This window comes from Rathayibacter sp. AC451, assembly GCF_979253095.1.
This window is the reverse complement of the sequence record NZ_CEEDBD010000001.1, coordinates 258651-278518: the sequence shown is the minus strand read 5'-3', so window position 1 is coordinate 278518 and position 19868 is coordinate 258651. Positions and strand designations below refer to the sequence as shown.

Below are 19868 nucleotides of genomic sequence, written 5' to 3'. Positions count from 1 at the left end.
CCTTCACGACACGACGCACGACCGGAGAACCGCCTGTGACCGAGCGCACCCTTCCCGAGACGCGGGAGTCCGCCGCACCCCGAGACCGCACGCCGGCGCCGTCGGCCGTGCTCGAGCCGCGCAGCCGCCTCGTCATCAGCCTGCTGCTGGTGTCGGCGTTCGTCGTGATCCTCAACGAGACGATCATGAGCGTGGCCCTGCCCGACCTCATGGCCGACTTCGGCGTCGAGGCGCACGTCGGCCAGTGGCTGTCGACGGCGTTCATGCTGACGATGGCCGTCGTGATCCCGATCACCGGCTACCTGATCCAGCGCCTGCACACCCGCACCCTCTTCGCGGCCGCGATGTCGCTCTTCAGCCTCGGCACGCTCAGCGCCGCGCTCGCCCCCACCTTCGAGGTGCTGCTCGCCGCCCGCGTCGTGCAGGCGAGCGGCACGGCGATCATGATGCCGCTGCTCATGACCACGGTGATGACGCTCGTCCCGCCGTCGATCCGCGGACGGATGATGGGCAACATCTCGATCGTCATCTCCGTCGCCCCCGCGGTCGGCCCGACCATCTCCGGCGTCATCCTCAACTTCCTCAGCTGGCGCTGGATGTTCTGGATCGTCCTCCCCATCGCCGTCGGCGCGCTGCTCCTGGGCCTCCGCAAGGTCGAGAACGTGACGGAGCCGAGGAAGATCCCGATCGACGGTCTCTCGATCGTGCTCTCGGTGCTCGGATTCGGCGGACTCGTCTACGGTCTCAGCTCGCTCGGCGAGGGCGGCGAGGCGGTCGTCGCTCCGTGGGTGCCGTTCGTCGTCGCGGCGATCGGCCTCGCGGGCTTCATCGCGCGCCAGCTCTCCCTGCAGAAGACCGATCGCGCGCTGCTCGATCTCCGCACCTTCACCTCCGGCGGCTTCACGATCGCGATCGTGATGATGGCCGTCAGCATGTCGGCGCTCTTCGGCACTCTGATCCTCCTGCCGCTCTACACTCAGAACGTCCTGGGCCTGACGCCGCTCGAGACCGGGCTGCTGCTGCTCCCGGGCGGCCTGCTGATGGGACTGCTCGCGCCGTTCGTCGGCCGCGGCTACGACCGCTTCGGCCCGCGCGTGCTGCTGGTGCCCGGCTCCGTGATCGTCGCCGCCGCGCTGTATGGCTTCACCGCCCTCGACGAGAACTCGTCGTCCTGGTTCATCCTGACGCTGCACATCGTCCTCAGCCTCGGACTCGCCTTCGTCTTCACTCCGCTGTTCACAGCGGGACTGGGCTCCGTGAAGCCCCGGTTCTACTCGCACGGCAGCGCCATCATCGGCACCGTGCAGCAGCTCGGAGGCGCGGCCGGCACGGCGCTGTTCGTCACGGTGCTCTCGATCCAGTCGGCCGCGCTCGCCCGCGAGGGCGCCGACCAGGTCGCCGCGTCGGCGGGCGGCATCCACGCGGCCTTCGTCTGCGGTGCGTCCATCGCCACCCTCGCGATCGTCGCGGCGTTCTTCGTCCGTCGTCCGACGGAGTCCGACGCGCCGCTGCCCGTCGGTCACTGATCCGCCTCCCCCGCCGTGCCCGGCGGCCGCCCGCACGCCGGGTCGGCTGCCGGGCACGACGTGTTCACCCGCCGGACACCCGGTGGTCCTACCGTGACGCCCCGGCCGTGGCGATCACTCCGCTCGGCCGGAACGGAGACCGGACGTGGAGACGACCCTCGCGCAGGACCACCTCGACGCCGGCGCCCTCGCGGCGCCGCCTCGGACGCTCATCGATGTCCTCCGCGAGACGGCCCGACTGCACCCCGACGCGTCCGCGCTCGAGGACGCGGCCGGAGCGCTCAGCTACCGGGAGCTCCTCGCCCGCGTCGTCGGCGCGGCCGGCGAGCTGACCGCGGCGGGAGTCCAGCGCGGCGACCGCGTCGGCGTCCGCATGCCGAGCGGATCGCGCGAGCTCTACCTCTCGATCCTGGCAATCCTCGCGGCCGGCGCCGCCTACGTCCCCGTCGACGCCGACGACCCCGAGGAGCGCGCGCAGCTGGTGTTCGGCGAGGCGCGCGTGCGGGGCGTCGTGACCAGATCCGGCCGCTTCGAGCGGATAGACGACGGCGTCGACGCACCGGCGCGCCTCTTCGCCCCCACCGCCCCGCACCCCAGCACCGCCTCGATCCCGCTGCTCCAGCCCCCCGCGCTCGAGGACGACGCGTGGATCATCTTCACCTCCGGCTCCACGGGCACTCCCAAGGGCGTCGCCGTCAGCCACCGCTCCGCCGCCGCGTTCGTCGACGCGGAGGCGCGGGTGTTCCTGCAGAAGGAGCCGCTGGGTCCGGGGGACCGAGTGCTCGCGGGCCTCTCGGTGGCGTTCGACGCCTCCTGCGAGGAGATGTGGCTGGCGTGGGGTCACGGGGCCTGCCTCGTGCCGGCTCCCCGGTCCCTCGTGCGCAGCGGCATGGACCTCGGCCCCTGGCTCACCACCCACGGCATCACCGTGGTCTCGACCGTGCCGACGCTCGCCGCGCTCTGGCCCGCCGAGTCGCTCGAGAACGTGCGCCTGCTCATCTTCGGCGGCGAGGCCTGCCCGCCCGAGCTCGCCGAGCGCCTGGCCGTCGACGGCCGCGAGGTGTGGAACACGTACGGGCCCACCGAGGCCACCGTCGTCGCCTGCGCGGCCCCGCTCGGCGGCCCGGGACCGGTGCGCATCGGCCTCCCGCTCGACGGCTGGCGGCTCGCGGTCGTCGACGCCGACGGCCACCGGGTGGAGGAGGGCGGCGTGGGCGAGCTCGTCATCGGCGGAGTCGGCCTCGCGCGCTACCTCGACGCCGCGAAGGACGCCGAGAAGTACGCTCCCGCGCCGCTGCTCGGCTGGGAGCGCGCCTACCGCTCGGGCGACCTCGTCCGCTACGAGGCCGAGGGCCTCGTCTTCCAGGGGCGCGCCGACGACCAGGTCAAGCTCGGCGGCCGTCGCATCGAGCTCGGCGAGGTCGAGGCCGCACTGCAGGGGCTCCCCGGCGTCTCCGGAGCGGCGGCGGCCGTCCGCACGACGTCGGCCGGCAACCAGGTCCTGGTCGGCTACCTCGCCCTGGCCGCGGGACGGCCGCTCGACCGCGATGCCGCCCTCGCCCGACTGCGCGAGGAGCTCCCGGCGGCGCTGGTGCCCCTCCTGGCCGTGGTCGACGAGCTGCCCACCCGCACGTCCGGCAAGGTCGACCGGGCAGCGCTGCCCTGGCCGCTCGAGGACACCGCACCGGCCGACGACGCGCTCGACCCCGAGACGGCCTGGCTCGCCACCCGCTGGCGCGAGGTCCTGGGCGTCCCGGTCGACGAGAGCGCCAATTTCTTCGACCTCGGCGGCGGTTCGCTGGCCGCCGCGCAGCTCGTCGCCCGGATCCGGGAGCGCGACCCGGAGTTCACCGTCGCCGACGTCTACGCCCACCCCCGTCTCGCTGCGATGGCGGCCGAGATCGCGAGCCGTGGTGCCGGCCCGGGTGCCGTGTCCGATCACCGCATCGCACCCGTCCCCCGGCGGATGCAGGTGCTGCAGACCGTGCTCGGCGCACCCCTCCTGATCCTCGGTGGCACGCGCTGGCTCGTCGCGCTGCTCACCGTCTGCTCCCTCCTCGACCTGCTCCCGGGCTTCGGGTTCCTGCCGACCGTCGAGCTGCCGGTGCTCGTGCCCGCGTTCGTGCTGTTCTGCACGCCGTTCGGACGGATGGGCCTCACGGTCGTCGCGGCACGCCTGCTCCTGCGCGGCGTCCGCGCGGGCGACCACCCGCGGGGCGGAGGGGTCCACCTGCGGCTGTGGCTCGCCGAGCAGGTCGCGCACCAGCTCGGCGCCGTCAGCCTCGCGGGCGCGCCCTGGGTGTCCTACTACGCCCGCGCGCTGGGCGCCCGCATCGCCGACGACGTCGACCTGCACTCCCTGCCCCCGCTCACCGGCATGCTCACGCTGGGCCGTGGCGCGGCGGTCGAGCCCGAGGTCGACCTCTCGGGCTACTGGATCGACGGCGACGTGGTGCGCATCGGCGCGGTGCGCGTCGGAGCCGGCAGCACCGTCGGTGCCCGCAGCACGCTCCTCCCCGGCGCGAGGATCGGCAAGAACGCGCAGATCGAGCCGGGCTCCGCCGTCTTCGGACGCGTGCCCGCCGGTCAGCGCTGGGGCGGCTCGCCCGCCCAGCGCCTGGGCAAGGCGAACGCCGGCTTCCCCGCCGAGCGCCCTCCGAAGGCGACCGGGTGGGTCTGGGCCTACGGACTGGCCGCCGTGGGTCTCGCGGCCGTCCCGATCCTCTCCTTCGGCGCGGGGGTCGGAGTGATCGCCGTCGCCGTGCAGGGCTCCCCGGGTCTGGGCGACGCCGTCGGGCGCGCGCTCGCCGCGCTGGTCCCCGCTGTCGCCCTCACGGGAGCAGCTCTCGCGGGTCTCGTGGTCCTCCTCGTCCGCCTGCTCGGCCGGGGCGTCGTGCCGGGCACGCACGCGGTCCGCGGACGGATCGGCTGGCAGGTCTGGTCGACGGAGCGCCTGCTCGATCAGGCCCGCACGCTGCTGTTCCCCCTCTACTCCGGCCTCTTCACCCCGGTCTGGCTCCGGCTGCTCGGTGCGCGGGTCGGCCGCGACGTGGAGGCGTCCACCGTGCTCCTCCTGCCCGCGATGACGACGATCCGCGACGGGGCGTTCCTCGCCGACGACACCCTCGTCGCCTCCTACACCCTCGGCCGCGGCTGGATGCGGCTCGCCCGCGCCGAGATCGGCGAGCGCGCGTTCCTCGGCAACTCCGGCATGGCCGCACCGGGGCACACAGTGCCGGCCGGCGGTCTCGTCGCGGTGCTCTCCTCGGCCCCGCGCAAGTCCAAGCCGGGGTCGTCCTGGCTCGGCTCGCCGCCCGTGCGGCTGCGGCGCACCGTCGTCGAGGCGGAGTCGGCGCGCACCTTCCGCCCGCCGACGCGGCTGCGGGTCGCGCGCATCGTCTGGGAGCTGTTCCGCTTCGTCCCCGTCGTCGTCTCGGTCGCGCTCGGCTTCGGCGTCGTCGTCGCCCTGCTCGCGCTGGTCGGGACGTTCGGCGCGATCGTCACCGCGCTGCTGAGCGGAGTCGTCCTGCTGGCCGCCGGCGCGGTCGCCGCCACCGTCAGCACCGCGGCGAAGTGGCTCCTGATCGGGCGCGTGCGCGCGGGCGATCATCCGCTCTGGTCGTCCTTCATCTGGCGCAGCGAGCTCGCCGACACGTTCACCGAGATGGTCGCGGCGCCCTGGTTCGCGCATGCGGCGGCGGGGACCCCGCGCTCGTCTGGTGGCTCCGGAGCCTCGGCGCCCGCATCGGGCGGGGCGTCTGGTGCGAGAGCTACTGGCTCCCCGAGGCGGATCTGGTGGATCTGGGCGACGGAGCGGCCGTCAACCGCGGGTGCGTCGTGCAGACCCACCTGTTCCATGATCGAATCATGAGCATGGATGCCGTCAGCCTGGACACCGGAGCGACCCTCGGACCGCACAGCGTGATCCTGCCCGCGGCCCGCATCGCCGCGCACGGCACGGTCGGCCCCTCCTCGCTCGTCATGCGCGGCGAGCTGGTGCCCGCAGGGAGCCGCTGGAGCGGCAATCCGATCGGCCCGTGGCGCGAGGTGCGCGTCGCCGATTACCACGCGCCCGTCGCGTGAGCCCCGCCCAGCTCGGTCTCGAGACCGCCGGCGACACCTACGTCCCCGGGATCGGGAACGGCGGCTACCGCGTCGAGTCCTACGAGCTCGAGCTCGACTACCGCGTGTCGAGCAACCGCCTGGCCGCACGCGCACTGATCCGCGCCGTCGCCCTCCAGCCGCTGCGCCGCTTCACCCTCGACCTCAGCCGGCTCAGGGTCGGCCGGGTCCGGGTCGACGGACGCCGGGCCCAGTACGCGCAGACGCCGCACAAACTCCGCGTCACCCCGGAGACCCTGCTGCGCCCCGGCGAGCCGTTCGTCGTCGAGGTCGAGTACAGCGGGCATCCCGGGCCCCGCGGGAGCCACTGGGGCGAGCTCGGCTGGGAGGAGCTCACCGACGGCGTGCTCGTGGCGTCGCAGCCGACCGGAGCGTCGACCTGGTTCCCCTGCAACGACGACCAGGCCGACAAGGCCGCGTACCTCGTCCGCGTCACGGCGGAGGAGGGCTACACGGTCGTCGCGAACGGGGTGCTGGTCGGGTCGAGTGCCCGGTCGGGCCGGCGCACCTGGGTGTACGAGCAGCGCGAGCCCACGGCGACCTACCTCGCGTCGGTGCAGATCGGGCGCTACGCCCTCGAGGATCTCGTGCTCGCCGGGGTGCCCGTGACCATCGCCCGTCCGGCCGCGCTCGCCACACGCGCCCGCCACGATTTCGCCCGGCTCGGCGCGATGCTGGAGCTCTTCGTGCGCCTCTTCGGCCCCTATCCGTTCGCGCGGTACTCCGTGGTCGTCACAGCCGATGTGCTCGAGATCCCACTCGAGGCGCAGGCCATGGCGGTGTTCGGCGCCAACCACGTCGACGGCCGCGGCGGCTCGGAGCGGCTGATCGCCCACGAGCTCGCGCACCAGTGGTTCGGCAACAGCGTCGGCGTCGCCCGCTGGCGGCACATCTGGCTCAACGAGGGCTTCGCCTGCTACGCCGAGTGGCTCTGGTCGGAGCACGCGGGCGGACCCTCCGCCGACTCGCTCGCCCGGCGCCACCACGCTCTGCTGCAGGTCCAGCCCGAGGACCTCGTCCTCGCCGACCCCGGTCCCGTGTCGCTCTTCGACGACCGCGTCTACAAGCGCGGTGCGCTCACGTTGCACGCGCTGCGGCTGAGGGTCGGCGACGACGCGTTCTTCGACCTCGTGCGCGAGTGGACCCGGCGGTTCGCCTCCGCCGCGGTCACCGACGAGGACTTCCGCGAGCTCTGCACCGAGCTGCTCGACGACCCGGTCGACGAGCTGCTCGACACGTGGCTCCTCGACGAGGAGCTGCCGGAGCTACCGGCCCGCTGAGACGAGGGACTCGGCGAGCGTGTCGGAGTGCTCGCGGCGCCAGCCGATGATGGGCCCGGTGCCACGACCCTGAACCGGACCGAGCGCGACGCTGACGCGGAACGCCGGGTCGAGCCGCGGCTCGGCGAGGCGGAACCGGACGCCGTCGAGGCGCGCCTCGGCGGCGATCCGCGACTCGTGGACGAGGACGCGGTGCGGATCGACCTCGAGGCCGCGCCCGTCGGCCTTCAGCACCGCCTCGATCCGGGTCCAGTGCAGGATCGGATCGGCGGGTCGCGCCGCGCCGACCCAGAAGGGCGCCCCGGCGACCCGGGTGATCTGCGCGCTGCGCTCTGCGGACCCGGCCGTCGGCTCGATGTCGACCCCGACCGTCCCCGCGGTGCTGGCCGCGACGACCACAGCGCCCGCGCAGTGCGCGATGCTGACCGACAGGCTCGCGAGGAGCGGATCCGCTCCCTCCAGCCGCGGGCGCCCGTGCGGACCGGAGCAGCCGGCGCAGTTCGCCACCACGTCGATCGCGGCCGCGTCGCCGCCGGTGAGCTCGGCCGCGAGCATCCGCAAAAGCACGCGTCCGAAGACGAAGCGCTCGGCGACGGACGCGGCCGGAGTGCTCGCGTAGCGCTCGCGCTCCGCTCCGGTGAGCAGCGGGAGCAGCCGCTCCGCGTCCAGGCTCTGCTCGTCGAGTGAGAGCCAGCGCAGATGCACTCCGGGCAGATCGTGCCCGCCGTCCCTCGTGGCCGCCCCCGGCGCCGTCCCCCGCACGCCCGTCCCCCTCAGAACCGTCTCGGGGCGGTGATGTGCTCGCCCCGCTCGTAGACCTCGCCCGCCGGGCCCACGATGAGCGGGTCCGGTCCGTGAGCGCCGACGACCTCGTCGTCGCGGCCGTCGTACTCGTGCAGGCTCAGCACGTGGCGCATCGCCTCGAGGCGGGCGCGCTTCTTGTCGTTGCTCTTCACGACCGTCCAGGGAGCGTCGTCGGTGTCGGTCGCTGCGAGCATCGCCTCCTTCGCCGCGGTGTAGTCGTCCCACTTGTCGAGCGAGGCGAGGTCCATCGGCGAGAGCTTCCACTGGCGCACCGGATCGATCATGCGGATCGTGAAGCGCGTGCGCTGCTCCTCCGCCGACACCGAGAACCAGAGCTTGACCAGGTCGATGCCGTCGCCGGTGAGCATGCTCTCGAAGAGCGGCGTCTGGCGGATGAACTCGTCGTACTGAGCCGGGGTGCAGAACCCCATCACGCGCTCGACTCCGGCGCGGTTGTACCAGGAGCGGTCGAACAGCACGATCTCGCCCGCGGCGGGCAGGTGCGAGACGTAGCGCTGGAAGTACCACTGCGACGCCTCGCGCTCGGTGGGCTTCTCCAGCGCGACCACGCGCGCGCCACGGGGGTTCAGGTGCTCCGTGAAGCGCTTGATCGTGCCGCCCTTGCCTGCGGCGTCGCGGCCCTCGAAGACGACGACCAGGCGGCGCCCGTGCTTCTTGATCCAGTTCTGCAGCTTCAGCAGCTCGATCTGCAGGAGGCGCTTGCCCGCCTCGTACTCCTCGCGCGACATCCGCTCGTCGTAGGGGTAGCCCTCGCGCCAGGTGTCGATGCGCGTGCCGTCGCGGCGCAGGAGCACCGGGTCGTCGTCGTCCTCGTCGAGCACCACGAGATCGCGGGCGTCGTCGGGGGTCAGGGTGCGGAGGAGCTCGGGGTCGACGCGAGCGGTCTCGGAGGCGGCGGTCACGCGCCGACGGTAGAGGGCTCGGGCGACGCGGGAGTGAACAGCCGGTGTCCTGGCGCGGGGCCCGTGCCGGACGTACCCTCGTCGCATGTGCCGGAACATCCACACGCTCCACAACTTCGAGCCCGCCGCCACCGACGACGAGGTCCAGGCCGCCGCGCTCCAGTACGTCCGCAAGATCAGCGGGACCACGAAGCCCTCGAAGGCCAATCAGGAGGCGTTCGACCACGCCGTCGCCGAGATCGCCCACATCACGGGGCACCTCCTCGAGGACCTCGTGTCGGCCGCTCCGCCGAAGGACCGCGAGGTCGAGGCGGCGAAGGCGCGCGAGCGCTCGGCGAAGCGGTTCGCGACGGCCTGAGAGTCAGGCGCCGAACGCGGCGGGCGGCAGGTCCGTCTCGCCCGACTCGAGCGCGTCCACGATCCGCTTCGCGACGGCGTCCGGAGCGAGCCCGGCCCCGAAGCGAGGGGCCTCGCCCGCCAGCGGATGCTGCGACAGCTCGGTCTCGGTGTGGCCAGGTCGTGCGTCCAGGAGCAGGATGCCCGCCTTCCTGTACTCGCGCGCGGAGGCCTTGACGAAGGAGTGCAGTGCCGCCTTGGACGCGGAGTACGCGGCGAGACCGGCGGTCGGCGCCTCGGCGACGACTCCGCTGATCGTGACGGCGAACGGCTCCCGGCCCTCGGAGGCCGAGGCCGCCAGCGGGGCGAAGGCGGCGGTCAGCACGCGGATCGGCGCCAGGGCGTTCACCTCCACGAGCTCCTCGAGCACGGTCTCGTCCAGTTCGGCCGACGGCCCGAAGGCGACGACGCCCGCGGCGATCACGACGCCGTCGAGACGCCCGTGGCGCTCGAGAGCCTCCGCGATCAGCCGGCGGGGCGCGTCCTCCCCGCGGAGATCGGCGACCAGCGGTCGCCCGCCCAGGGCGTCGGCGTCACGGCCGGACCGGACGGTGCGGGCTCCCCGGCTCTCGAGCTCGTCGGCGATCAGCCGGCCGAGCCCTCCCGAGGCGCCGAGGACGAGGACGACAGCGTCGTCGAATCTGCTCATGGCCGGAGCCTATCCGGGCGCTCTGGCGCGGATCGCTACTTCCGCGTCGACTCCCTCGCCCTTACCCTGGGCGCCATGCCGCGACCCGAGACACGTACCGTGCTGCGGAGCCTCGTCGACGTCCTCGAGGATCCCGCCCCGATCAACGCCGGCCACGCCCGCCACGTCGCGGAGCTGATCGAGGACGTCCTCGAGGAGTCCGTGCACACCGGCAGCACCCCCGTGGCTCTCGCCGCGATCGTCCTCGAGGACGAGTCCGCGGAGGACCCCGGGCGCTGAGCGCGGCGGCGCACCTGCACAGCTGAGGCTGCGAGCCGCGATGCACGGGCGAACTCCGCATTCCTGCCGCTGAGCCTCACTTCCGCGGGCCTCGCTCCGCAGACCCGCGCCGGCGGGCCTCTCCATCCCCGGGCCCTCCTCACCGCGCCGGTAGACTCGTCGGGCTGAGACGAGGGGGGCTCCGGTGCAGCAGGACTCGACGGCCGCGGCCGGCTGGTATCCCGACGGTGTCGGCGCGTTGCGCTGGTGGGACGGCGAGCGCTGGATCGGGGACCGGAAGTCGGCGAGCGACCACTCCCCCGCCCGGATCGTCGACGGAGAGGCACCCCGCTACCGGCTCCCGAACGCCGACGGCACTCCCATTGTCGACGTCGTCGGCGAGTCGGACCGCCTCGAGGAGATCGCTTCGCTCCTCGGCCGCGCCCTGAAGAAGGACGAGCGGCACGAGCAGCGGATCGACGTGCAGCTGGTGCCGGAGCCCGACCGCCCCGGCGACCCCACCTCCGTCTCCGTCCGCGCGCAGGGCCGTGTGATCGGCTACCTCCCCGACTCCGCGGCGTACCAGCCCGCTCTGGCCCGGATCACGGCCAGCGGCCTCGTGCCGACGACCGGCGCGCACCTCAGCGCGACGCGGACGACTCGCGGACTGCGCGCCTCCGTCCGCCTCGCGCTGGTCGACCCGGAGCTGCTGACCCCCGTCAACGCCCTGCCGACCGGCCCGTACTCGCTCATCCCCTGGGGCCGCGGCCTGCAGGTGCTGCGCGAGGACGAGCACTTCGCCCGGCTCGTCGACGTCCTGCCCGGCGGTGGCCGCGGACTCGTCATCGTGACGCTGCATGCTCTCGACGACCGCATCGAGGTGCTTCTGGACGGCGCCCGCGTCGGCGAGCTCTCCCCCGCCGTCTCGCAGCAGTTCGCGCCGACCGTGCGGCACCTGACGAGTCTCGGCCTGACCACGGCCGCGTACGCCGCGCTGCGCAGCTCCCCGCTGCAGGCCGAGCTGACCCTGCAGGCGGCTCGCGCCTCCGAGCTGCCCGAGCACTGGGTCGACGGGCCTCCCGTGACCCTTCCACCGCTGCTGCCGCGCACCTCCGCCTACGACCTGCCCGCCGCATACGTGAAGCCGCTTCGCCCCACTCCACTGACCTCGGAGGAGGCCGCACGCGCGACCCGGAGGCTGGTCGCGTGGATCGTCGTCGGCACCTCGCTGCTGGTAGGCCTCTCGAGCTGGATCCTCGGCGACCTGCTGAACTGAGGCGATTGGCCGCGTCATCGGCCAAGCTACAGCTACGACCGAAGCCGTCGCCGTTACGTCAATGTCCGAATGAGCGCGCGACCCTGAGAGAAGGACGGCCTTGCGTGCGGTGCCGTGCCGAGCGACATTAGGACCCGCACGAGTCGGACGTAAACGTTCTTCTAGGTCGCTAGCGTGGGCCGTAAGCGCGAGGTGGCGCGCTAAACCGCAGAACGGTCGAGCAATGCCGCATACCATTCCGCCCACTTGTTGTGAAATCTGCCCTCCGCATACCGCCGTCGGTAGCCTCAGGAGTCGGTCGCACCGTCGCCTCTTATTTGCTGACCCTGCGCGAGTCGGTAACGGTCGCCAGAGTGCGCGCTTCTTCGATCAGTCGAATCTTTATCGCCATCCTTTAACGGCGACGGAAGGACGGCACCTTGCCAAGCAAACGCGAACTGCCTCACGGCTTCGCCCGCAACACCAAGCAATGAGCCCGCTAGTCACGAATGGCGAGTCGGCCGGACTCTTTCAGAATGGCCCCAGGAGTTCCCATCGGCCCTCGATTAAAATAATCAAAATTGTCCTCCGTCTTTTCGAAAGCACGAAAATTGGTACATTCACGGAGCGGGTGACTAGGAAACGCTCTTGCAGCATATTCAAAGCAAAACTTCGACATCAGGGGCCCACGTTGGGCGCAGCGTTGACAGTCTTACTTGCCGTAAAATCTGATGCACGCCTTACGGCAGAGTCGCTCAACGTCCTAGTCCTGCCACACGGTACTGATTAGCCGACCTGGCGAATCCAGTCGCGCAGGTAAAGGGTAATCCGGCCGACTTCGTGCATTTCCAACAGGTTGTTGTGCGCTACTATATTCCGGCTCTTCTCCAACTCGTCGAATCGACTTACGACCCAATTGATATCGGGGAAAAGGTCCTCAAACTCCTCCCAATTGTTTCGGATGAGCGAGGCGAGGTCACCAAAGTCAGTGTAATAGATTTCAGTCGCACCACGACGCATGTGCCACCGGTCCTTGCCTTCCGCCTCCTGCCGCTTCTCGACCTTCGCTTTCAGTCCGCTGGTGGCGGAACGATCCCACCATTCGGACCCGCGCCGCTCGGACAGCCTCTCGCTAACGACCTCGCGAACCGAGTTCTCAAAAACAAAAAAAGCGAGGTACGCCGGGAGCGCCTTCATTGCCGAAGCGCGAAGCTCGGCAGAGTAGTCCTCCAAAGGCATCACCCGCTGAAGTGCCAGCGGATCGGTGGCGGCGCGAACTGCGATGCCGTCAGACTCGAGATCGTTCAGAGCGGACTCAACGGTGAGTCCCGCAAAAAGCCATTCTCTCAATGACGACTCGGTCACATCAATTCCGCCCTAATCGCTTGAAAGATTGCGCGATAAACGCTGACATCATTGGTTGGAGGAAGATGTATGTGGATGTCATGGTGCAATTGAAATGACTCGACACCAACCCCGTTCCCGATGCTACGACCTTGACCGATGAATTCGCCACCGCCGTTTCGATTTCCTCCGCTACCACTCTGATCGCCCGCATTCTCCGGCACCGCAGAGTCCTCAACTTCAACAGCTACGGGATCCTGGAGAGACGGGGCCCAGTCTGCTTTTGCCGCGAGAGCGTGAAATGTCGACGCCATTTTCGCCGCTACCGAGTCGCCCGCTCCTGTGAGGTTCTTGGCGATAGCTTGAATCTGCCCTTTAGATTTCTCGTACACCCGTTCGTCTGCAAGGAACAATTCCGGCCACCCGTCCCGCAGTCCCTGCGCCAATACTCTCCTAGGCTGTGTGCCCCGGTAATCGTTGTAGCGCTGAGTTGGCGATCCGTCAGCCGTCAGGAACCCGAGTTGCCGCAGAACTTTGATGAACGGTCGATCGTTTGACGACCCGAACCCGAGAGTCGACTTCAGGAAATCGTGCGTGAATTTAGGTGGAGTCCCAGCAGTCTGAATTTTGTCAAGAATTGCATTAACATTCACAACCGACGGCATGTACGGTATTTCGGCAGGCACTTGTTCCTCTTCGATTTTCGCAGGCGAGATGCATCAACTGTGCCAGACAACTTGCGAGGGCGGAAGGCTCGAAAATAGGTCGAGTCTTGATTGCGGCCCGTTGCGAACCGGTCCTCACGACGGCGACCCGTCATGCCGTGGGGTTGGTCGCGTGGGCGAGCGAGAGCAAAGTAGGGAGGACGCAGTCAGCTCTATGGTGGAAGATCGAGTAGCCCAGGGGCGATTTTTGCGCCCTCGCAAGCGGTCCTACCGAGGTCTCACGTTCGAGGTCACGTCCCGGCCGTACGCGACAGTCGCGGGAACCGGCACCCGCTGGCGACTCACGCTGGCATCTCTAAGTACCTGCGTAGGGGCTACAGATATCTTTCGCGTTGGCCCCAGACGGCGGCGACGTGAGTGACGCAGTTCATCCCGCCACGTCGGTAACCTCGCAGGGGTCTCGCCTCTACTGACGCCCGACGTCCGTTCGAGCCTGCTCGTGATGCAGCATTCGCCCGCACGACGGGCGAAATTGACCTGAACCACGACGAGCAGGACCGTAGTTGGCCGCGACAAGCATTGCCCACTGATCGCGGACCGACCAATCTACTGAGACCGGCGAACGCTCCTGAGACCGACGAACGGCCCTATCGGTAGCGCAAGTTCGCAAGCACGGACTCGAGCGTGGTTGACGACGCTCCCGCGCATGAAGTAGATTCCAAGAGCGCGCGTGGCACTCCGGCTGAGTGTAGGCCTTAGGTCTGGACGAGGACATCGCTCCTCTCCCTGGGTTCGACTCCCTCGCGTGAGTACTTACGGAGTTAGCGCCGTCGGTAGTCACGCGAGGGGGTCATCGACTACATTCGCCATTTCTCGAGGTAACACGTGATGAGCCGACCGAAACGCGGGAGCTTCCCTCGCTCCGAGGACTATTCTCGGCACTCGGAAAACCTCCGCGCCATCCGCGCGACCTGGCGGCAGCTAGACCGGCTGCACAAAGCCGCTATCCGACGCAATGCTCAACCCGAGATCCATGCACTGGCCGAATGTCAGTACCTTTACTTGGGTATCGAAGCCGAAGCGCGCTTGCGAAAGACCCTTTTCGACCCGACTGGATTCACTGAAGCGCAAAGACAATTGGTCCTCGGTGAAAAAACGCAAATAGATCGCTGGTTGCGCGCCGTAAAGGTCGCCTTTGGGATTCATTACCACAAAGCAGCTGTCGTAGAGTTCGACCGAAAACTGCTTGATTCGGTTGCTCAACATCGATACGACCAAATCGCAAGTATTTTGAATTCAGAACTTCGGCCCGTCATCGAAAATCGGAATAAGATCGCTCACGCTCAGAGCGTATGGCAATTGAAGTCGATGTCAGACGGAAATTTCAAAGCAGGAAGTACTCGGATAGACTTCGGCGACTATTGGGATCTGAAGAATCTCCGCAATGCCCTTGAGGCGATCGGAGAGATCGTCCTTACTTTGGTCGTGTCGCTTCCGACATTTGAACGCGATTTCGATAGTCACTACACCAGACTTACACTCGCCCGAGCGAACATAGACGCAAACTTGAATGGTTCCGAGTACCAAAAGTTTGCACTGGAGTTGGCCCGCACCATAGTGCGCACTGGCGCAGCCGACTAGCGCTCGAAATATCGGTATTGCAGCGACTCATCTAGTCGCGACGGGTGGAAATAGAAACTTCTCTACGGAAGTTGAGAACGATGACAGGCTCAGCGGACGTGTTGGCAGGAAAGATCGGGTATCCCCGGGATACCGATACAAGTCACACGTTGAAGCGGAACTCCACCACGTCGCCGTCCTGCATCACGTAGTCCTTGCCCTCGATGCGGGCCTTGCCCTTCGAGCGGGCTTCGGCGATCGAGCCGGTCTCGACCAGGTCGTCGAACGAGATGATCTCGGCCTTGATGAAGCCCTTCTGGAAGTCGGTGTGGATCACGCCGGCCGCCTGCGGAGCGGTCCAGCCCTTCCCGATCGTCCAGGCGCGGGTCTCCTTCGGGCCGGCCGTGAGGTAGGTCTGCAGGCCCAGCGTGTCGAAGCCGATGCGCGCGAGCTGGTTGAGGCCCGACTCCGTCTGACCGGTCGACTCGAGCATCTCGGCCGCGTCGGCCTCGTCGAGGTCGATCAGCTCGGACTCGATCTTGGCGTCGAGGAAGATCGCCTGAGCGGGAGCGACGAGTGCCGAGAGCTCGGCCTTACGGGCGTCGTCGGTGAGCACGGCCTCGTCGACGTTGAAGACGTAGATGAAGGGCTTGGCGGTCAGGAGCCCGAGCTCGCGGATCGGCTCGAGGTCGATCGTGGTCGCCGAGAGCGGCTTGCCGGAGTCGAGGAACTCGCGCGCCTTCTTCGCGGTCTCGAGCACGATCGGCTCGATCTTGCGGCCCTTGAGCTCCTTCTCGTACCGCGCCTCGGCCTTCTCGAGGGTCTGCAGATCGGCGAGGATCAGCTCGGTGTTGATCGTCTCCATGTCGCTCGCGGCGTCGACCTTGCCGTCGACGTGCACGACGTCCGAGTCCTCGAAGCCGCGGATGACCTGCGCGATCGCGTCGGCCTCGCGGATGTTGGCGAGGAACTTGTTGCCGAGACCCTCCCCCTCGGACGCGCCGCGGACGATGCCGGCGATGTCGACGAACGAGACGGGCGCGGGCAGGATGCGCTCCGAGCCGAAGATGCCGGCGAGCACCTCGAGGCGCGGGTCGGGCAGGTTCACGACTCCGACGTTCGGCTCGATCGTCGCGAACGGGTAGTTCGCCGCGAGCACCGTGTTCTTGGTCAGCGCGTTGAAGAGCGTCGACTTGCCGACGTTGGGGAGACCGACGATTGCGATAGTGAGAGCCACGGGCATCCATCCTACGGCGTGGCGGAGCGGGACCCGCGTGCCGCTCGCGGACGGCGTCGGAGGTGCGTGAGAGGGTGAAGAGGTGCCCATCGACTTCACCGCCATCGACTTCGAGACCGCCAACTCGCACGGAGCGTCCGCCTGCTCGGTCGGGCTCGTGAAGGTCCGCGACGGCCGGGTCGTCGACCGGGCGGGCTGGCTCATCCGCCCGCCGCTCGGCTACGACGACTTCCTCGAGTGGAACACCCGGATCCACGGCATCCGCAAGGCGGACGTGCGCGACGCACTCGGCTGGAGCGACCAGTTCGCCGATCTCGCCGCCTTCGCCGACGGCGACGTCTTCGTCGCGCACAACGCCGGCTTCGACATGGGCGTCATCCGCGCCGCCTGCGCCGCGACGGCGCTCGAGCACGCCGAGTACGACTACCTCTGCTCGCTGCAGCTCGCTCGCAGAACGTACGAGCTCGAGTCCTACCGCCTGCCGTTCGTCGCGCGGGCCGCCGGCTTCGACGAGTTTCGCCACCACGACGCGTCCGCCGATGCCGAGGCGTGCGCCGCGATCGTCGTGCACGCCGCCCGGCGCCACGGCGCGGGAAGCATGGCCGAACTCGGAGAGCTGGCCGGAGTCGCGCTCAAGCGCCTGCGCCCGGCCGCGCCCGTCGCCGCCTGACCGGGGTCAGGCCCCGGCACGCGGGTCGCCGAACCAGTTGCTGAACAGGCGCCAGAAGTTGCGGTTGCCGTACGCCGAGCACGCATCGCCCTCGCCGTACAGGTTCGCGAGCGCCGCCTCGTTCGGCTGGTAGGGCGTGTAGTAGTAGAGACCCGCCGTCGCCGCGTTCTCGATCAGCACCGGGGCGGTGCCGCACGAGGCGTCCGGCGAGTACTGCACCTCGCTCGTCTCCCCTACGGGGTACCAGTCGAAGCTACTGTCCGGGTTCGCGTAGCGCTGGAACTGCCACGCCGCTCCGTAGACCTGCCCGAAGAAGCCGAAGTAGTCGCTGTCGCAATCGGCCGTGTCGGGGCAGCCGTAGCCCGTGGCGCTGCGGAACTGCCGCTCACTCGGGGCGCTGTCCGTGACCAGCGACTGCTCCTTCTGCAGGAGCACCAGGAGCACTGCCGGGCTCACGTCGCAGGCGGCGGCGACACCGCCGATGATCTCGGCGGCGGACTGCGACGCTCCGCCCGCGTAGTCAGCGCACTGCTCGTCCGCGGCGAGGTCGCCCGTGTCCTCCGCGTAGTCGCGGAGACACGGCACGCTCTCACCCGCGCACTCGAGGACCCGGGCGTCGAGGAACGCCTGGATCGCGGTCGGCGCCAGCGCATCGCCGTCGAAGAAGACGGCGTCCGAGACGATCTCGCCCGGATCGAACCCCGATCCGTCGACTCCTCCCGAGAGGTCCGTCCACATCCGCACGCTCGCGGCCCGGACGGGCCCAGCGGCGCTCGCCCCGAGATCGCTGGACCCGGTCAGCAGCACCGCCGCGACGAGGGCCGCGAGGATCGCCGCCCCTCCCCGCCGACGTCGCACGTCGCGCGGGGAGGGATCGGCCGAGCTCATCCCTCCACGCTAGCGGGCACCCTCGACGCGCTCAGCCGCAGGACGTGAGGCGCGCCACGGAGTCGGAGAGCGTGCCGGGTCCGCCGAGCAGGACGACCTTCTTCGTGCCGAAGCGCGTGAGATCGTCGAGCACCGCCTGGGGCACGCAGTCCTTCCGGACCGCGAAGAGCGGGCTCGAGGTGTAACCGGCCGCGGTGGCGCCCGCGAGGGCGTCCGGGAAGTTCTCCCCCGTGGCGAAGTACACCGTGCGCGCGGTGCCGAAAGCGGCCCGGTTGAGCTTCTCGGAGGTGTCGTAGCGGTCGCTGCCGCCGATCCGCGTCGAGGCGATCGGGAGGGAGTTCTTGATCCCCTCGCTGACCGAGAGGGCGCTGCCCGCGATCGTGAGCGTCTTCACGCCGAGCCTCGTGATGAGGCTCTTCGTCGTCGCGTCCGCGGCGGGCAGGCCGCCGTTGACCAGGATCACCGGCGCCTTCGCCGAGCCGGCCGCGGCTCCGGCACTGAGAGCGTCGGGGAAATTCTCGCCCGTCGCCATCCACGCCTTCGACGAGCCCTGCGGGAAGGCGTACTCGATGATCTTCCGCGAGGTGTCGTAGCGGTCGCTGCCGCCGATGCGCTGGATCGAGCCGGTGTAGCGGGCGAGGTCGTTCTTGAGAGCCTCGCTCACGCTCAGCGGCGAGCCGACGACGACGATCTTCGCGGGCTTGAGGCGCGACAGCTCGTCGCGGACCGGCTGCGTCATGGAGTCGCGGTCGACCAGGAGCAGGGGGCCACCCTGCTTCGCGGCAGCGGGTCCCGCGCTCAGCGCGTCCGGCGCGGAGGCCCCGGTCGCGATGTAGACGACCGGGACTCCGGCCGCGAACGTGGACTGCGAGACCTTGACCGCCGTCTCCTGGCGGTCCTTGCCCGCGAGGCGGTCGACCTGGATCGAGCCCTGGCTGCTGGCCGTCGAGCAGCCGAGATCCTTCGAGCCGGGGCCGCGGGCGTCGCCCGTGCCCACCCAGCGGTTCCACTCCACGGAGGCCGCGCTGACGCAGACCGTGTACGTGCCGGCGGCCGACGCCGGTGCGCTGACGGTGAAGCCGTGGTTCGGACCGGCGGCGGGGTACTCGCCCGGGATGTCGCTGCGAGCACCGTTCGCCGTCGCCGTGCGGACCGTCTTCGACCCGTCGGGCGCGGTGATGGTGACGGTCGTCGCGAGGGCGGCGCGCTGGGTCGTGGGGTCGACGGTCCAGCCGGCGGCGGTGAGCACGCCGCCCGAGATGCGGGGCGTGTCGACGCGACCGGCGGGCGCGACTCCGGCGTTCGCGAGGGAGCCGTTCCAGTCGCTGAAGATGTACCAGAAGTTGATGTTGCCGTAGGTGGCGCAGGCCTGGTTGCCCGTGTTCGTCAGTGCGTAGTCGTTGGGCTGGTAGGGCGTGTAGTAATAGAGGTTCGCCGTGGCCTGGTTGCGGATGGCGACCTCCGTCGAGCCGCACGAGGTGTCGGGGTTGAACTGGATGCGGGGAGAGGTCCCCGCCGCGTAGGCGGTGAACCTCTGGTCCGAGCCGGGCGGGTTCGCGTACTTCTTGAACTGGCGCGCCGCTCCGTAGACCTGGGTGAAGAATCCGGCGGAGCCGTTGTCGCACCCGGTCCCGTCCGGGCAGTTGAAGCCGGTGGCGCGGTTGTAGAGGCGCTCCGTGGGGCTCGTGGTCGAGACGAGGCTCGTCTCCTTCTGCACGAGCACCGCGAGGACCAGCGGATTGATGCCGCAGGCCTCGCCGACGCGGACGAAGATCGTCGCCGCCGACTCGCGCGCGCTGCCGCGGTACTCCTTGCACATCGGGTCGGCGGCCTTCGTCGGCGTCGCCTGGCTGAACGCCTTCAGGCACGGGACCCCGTTGGGCGTGCCGGAGCAGTTGCGCCCCTTGTCGTCCAGCGTCGCCTGGATCTGCGCGACGGTCTTCGCGTCGCTGTCGAAGAAGTTCGCGTCGCTGAAGATGAAGCCCGCGCGGAAGCTCTTCGTGCTCTCGGCGGCGTACTGCACCTTCACGTCGCCCGGATCCTCGTCGGCGACCGCCACGGAGGCGTCGACCGTGCCGGGCTCGACGAGCACCGAGGCGGGAGGCAGGACGTCCTCCGCCGCGGAGGCCGCGGTGACCGGGACGAGAACGGTGCCGAGCCCGACGGCGACGGCGAGGACGGCGGTGAGCAGGCGCGATGGACGGCGGTGATTCCCCATGATTGCGAAGCCT

15 protein-coding genes and 1 pseudogene are annotated in these 19868 nt (G+C 69.5%); 8 read left to right on the top strand and 8 right to left on the bottom strand.

Translation table 11 applies throughout. From position 1 onward, the window contains the following. The first annotated feature begins 35 nt into the window (after positions 1-35). From AC0CID_RS01290 to AC0CID_RS01280, 3 genes and pseudogenes are all read left to right on the top strand, one after another. Positions 36-1526, top strand: coding sequence for a DHA2 family efflux MFS transporter permease subunit (locus AC0CID_RS01290; RefSeq protein ID WP_465225517.1), 1491 nt, complete (start codon positions 36-38; stop codon positions 1524-1526). A gap of 145 nt (positions 1527-1671) precedes the next feature. Further along, positions 1672-5609 (top strand): annotated as a pseudogene (locus AC0CID_RS01285) (Pls/PosA family non-ribosomal peptide synthetase). Next, positions 5606-6928, top strand: a complete 1323-nt coding sequence (locus AC0CID_RS01280; protein WP_465225516.1) for a M1 family metallopeptidase — start codon at positions 5606-5608, stop codon at positions 6926-6928. Before AC0CID_RS01285 ends, AC0CID_RS01280 begins: the two are co-directional and overlap by 4 nt. Here the strand turns inward: AC0CID_RS01280 and AC0CID_RS01275 are convergent. Beyond that, the gene (locus tag AC0CID_RS01275; protein ID WP_465225515.1) at positions 6914-7633 is read right to left on the bottom strand and encodes a 4'-phosphopantetheinyl transferase family protein; all 720 of its coding nucleotides are present in this window, start codon (positions 7631-7633) and stop codon (positions 6914-6916) included. The genes AC0CID_RS01280 and AC0CID_RS01275 overlap by 15 nt on opposite strands. Positions 7634-7701: 68 nt before the next feature. Next, entirely contained in the window at positions 7702-8655 is a 954-nt protein-coding gene (gene ppk2 / locus AC0CID_RS01270) for a polyphosphate kinase 2 (RefSeq protein WP_465225514.1), read from the bottom strand. An 85-nt stretch (positions 8656-8740) separates the two neighbouring features. On the opposite strand from ppk2, the gene AC0CID_RS01265 reads away from it, so the two are divergent. Further along, complete coding sequence (locus AC0CID_RS01265) at positions 8741-9013, top strand: DUF2277 domain-containing protein (RefSeq protein ID WP_465225513.1); 273 nt, start codon at positions 8741-8743, stop codon at positions 9011-9013. A 3-nt stretch (positions 9014-9016) separates the two neighbouring features. Here the strand turns inward: AC0CID_RS01265 and AC0CID_RS01260 are convergent, their stop codons facing one another. Further along, positions 9017-9700, bottom strand: coding sequence for an SDR family NAD(P)-dependent oxidoreductase (locus AC0CID_RS01260; RefSeq protein WP_465225512.1), 684 nt, complete (start codon positions 9698-9700; stop codon positions 9017-9019). 75 nt (positions 9701-9775) lie between these two features. Between AC0CID_RS01260 and AC0CID_RS01255 the strand changes: the two genes are divergently transcribed. Together AC0CID_RS01255 and AC0CID_RS01250 are read left to right on the top strand one after the other, a co-directional pair. Beyond that, the gene (locus AC0CID_RS01255) at positions 9776-9979 is read left to right on the top strand and encodes a hypothetical protein (RefSeq protein WP_465225511.1); all 204 of its coding nucleotides are present in this window, start codon (positions 9776-9778) and stop codon (positions 9977-9979) included. 184 nt (positions 9980-10163) lie between these two features. Further along, entirely contained in the window at positions 10164-11234 is a 1071-nt protein-coding gene (locus AC0CID_RS01250; protein WP_465225510.1) for a DUF2510 domain-containing protein, read from the top strand. Between the two features lie 765 nt (positions 11235-11999). Here AC0CID_RS01250 and AC0CID_RS01245 read toward each other — a convergent pair. Continuing rightward, complete coding sequence (locus AC0CID_RS01245) at positions 12000-12578, bottom strand: Swt1 family HEPN domain-containing protein (protein ID WP_465225509.1); 579 nt, start codon at positions 12576-12578, stop codon at positions 12000-12002. Next, positions 12575-13222, bottom strand: coding sequence for a DUF5343 domain-containing protein (locus AC0CID_RS01240; protein ID WP_465228023.1), 648 nt, complete (start codon positions 13220-13222; stop codon positions 12575-12577). Before AC0CID_RS01240 ends, AC0CID_RS01245 begins: the two co-directional genes overlap by 4 nt. 888 nt (positions 13223-14110) lie before the next feature. Here AC0CID_RS01240 and AC0CID_RS01235 point away from each other — a divergent pair. Further along, positions 14111-14863: a hypothetical protein gene (locus AC0CID_RS01235; protein ID WP_465225508.1), complete on the top strand. Its 753-nt coding sequence runs from the start codon at positions 14111-14113 to the stop codon at positions 14861-14863. Between the two features lie 142 nt (positions 14864-15005). Here AC0CID_RS01235 and ychF read toward each other — a convergent pair whose 3' ends face one another. After that, the gene (gene ychF / locus AC0CID_RS01230) at positions 15006-16079 is read right to left on the bottom strand and encodes a redox-regulated ATPase YchF (RefSeq protein WP_077221952.1); all 1074 of its coding nucleotides are present in this window, start codon (positions 16077-16079) and stop codon (positions 15006-15008) included. 82 nt (positions 16080-16161) lie between these two features. Between ychF and AC0CID_RS01225 the strand changes: the two genes are divergently transcribed. Beyond that, a complete protein-coding gene (locus AC0CID_RS01225; protein WP_465225507.1) occupies positions 16162-16749 on the top strand; it encodes an exonuclease domain-containing protein in 588 nt (195 codons plus the stop codon). Positions 16750-16755: 6 nt separating this feature from the next. On the opposite strand, the gene AC0CID_RS01220 is transcribed toward AC0CID_RS01225, so the two are convergent. Together AC0CID_RS01220 and AC0CID_RS01215 are read right to left on the bottom strand one after the other, a co-directional pair. Then, complete coding sequence (locus AC0CID_RS01220; protein ID WP_465225506.1) at positions 16756-17637, bottom strand: hypothetical protein; 882 nt, start codon at positions 17635-17637, stop codon at positions 16756-16758. 31 nt (positions 17638-17668) lie between these two features. Then, complete coding sequence (locus AC0CID_RS01215) at positions 17669-19855, bottom strand: cell wall-binding repeat-containing protein (protein WP_465225505.1); 2187 nt, start codon at positions 19853-19855, stop codon at positions 17669-17671. Positions 19856-19868 lie beyond the last annotated feature (13 nt).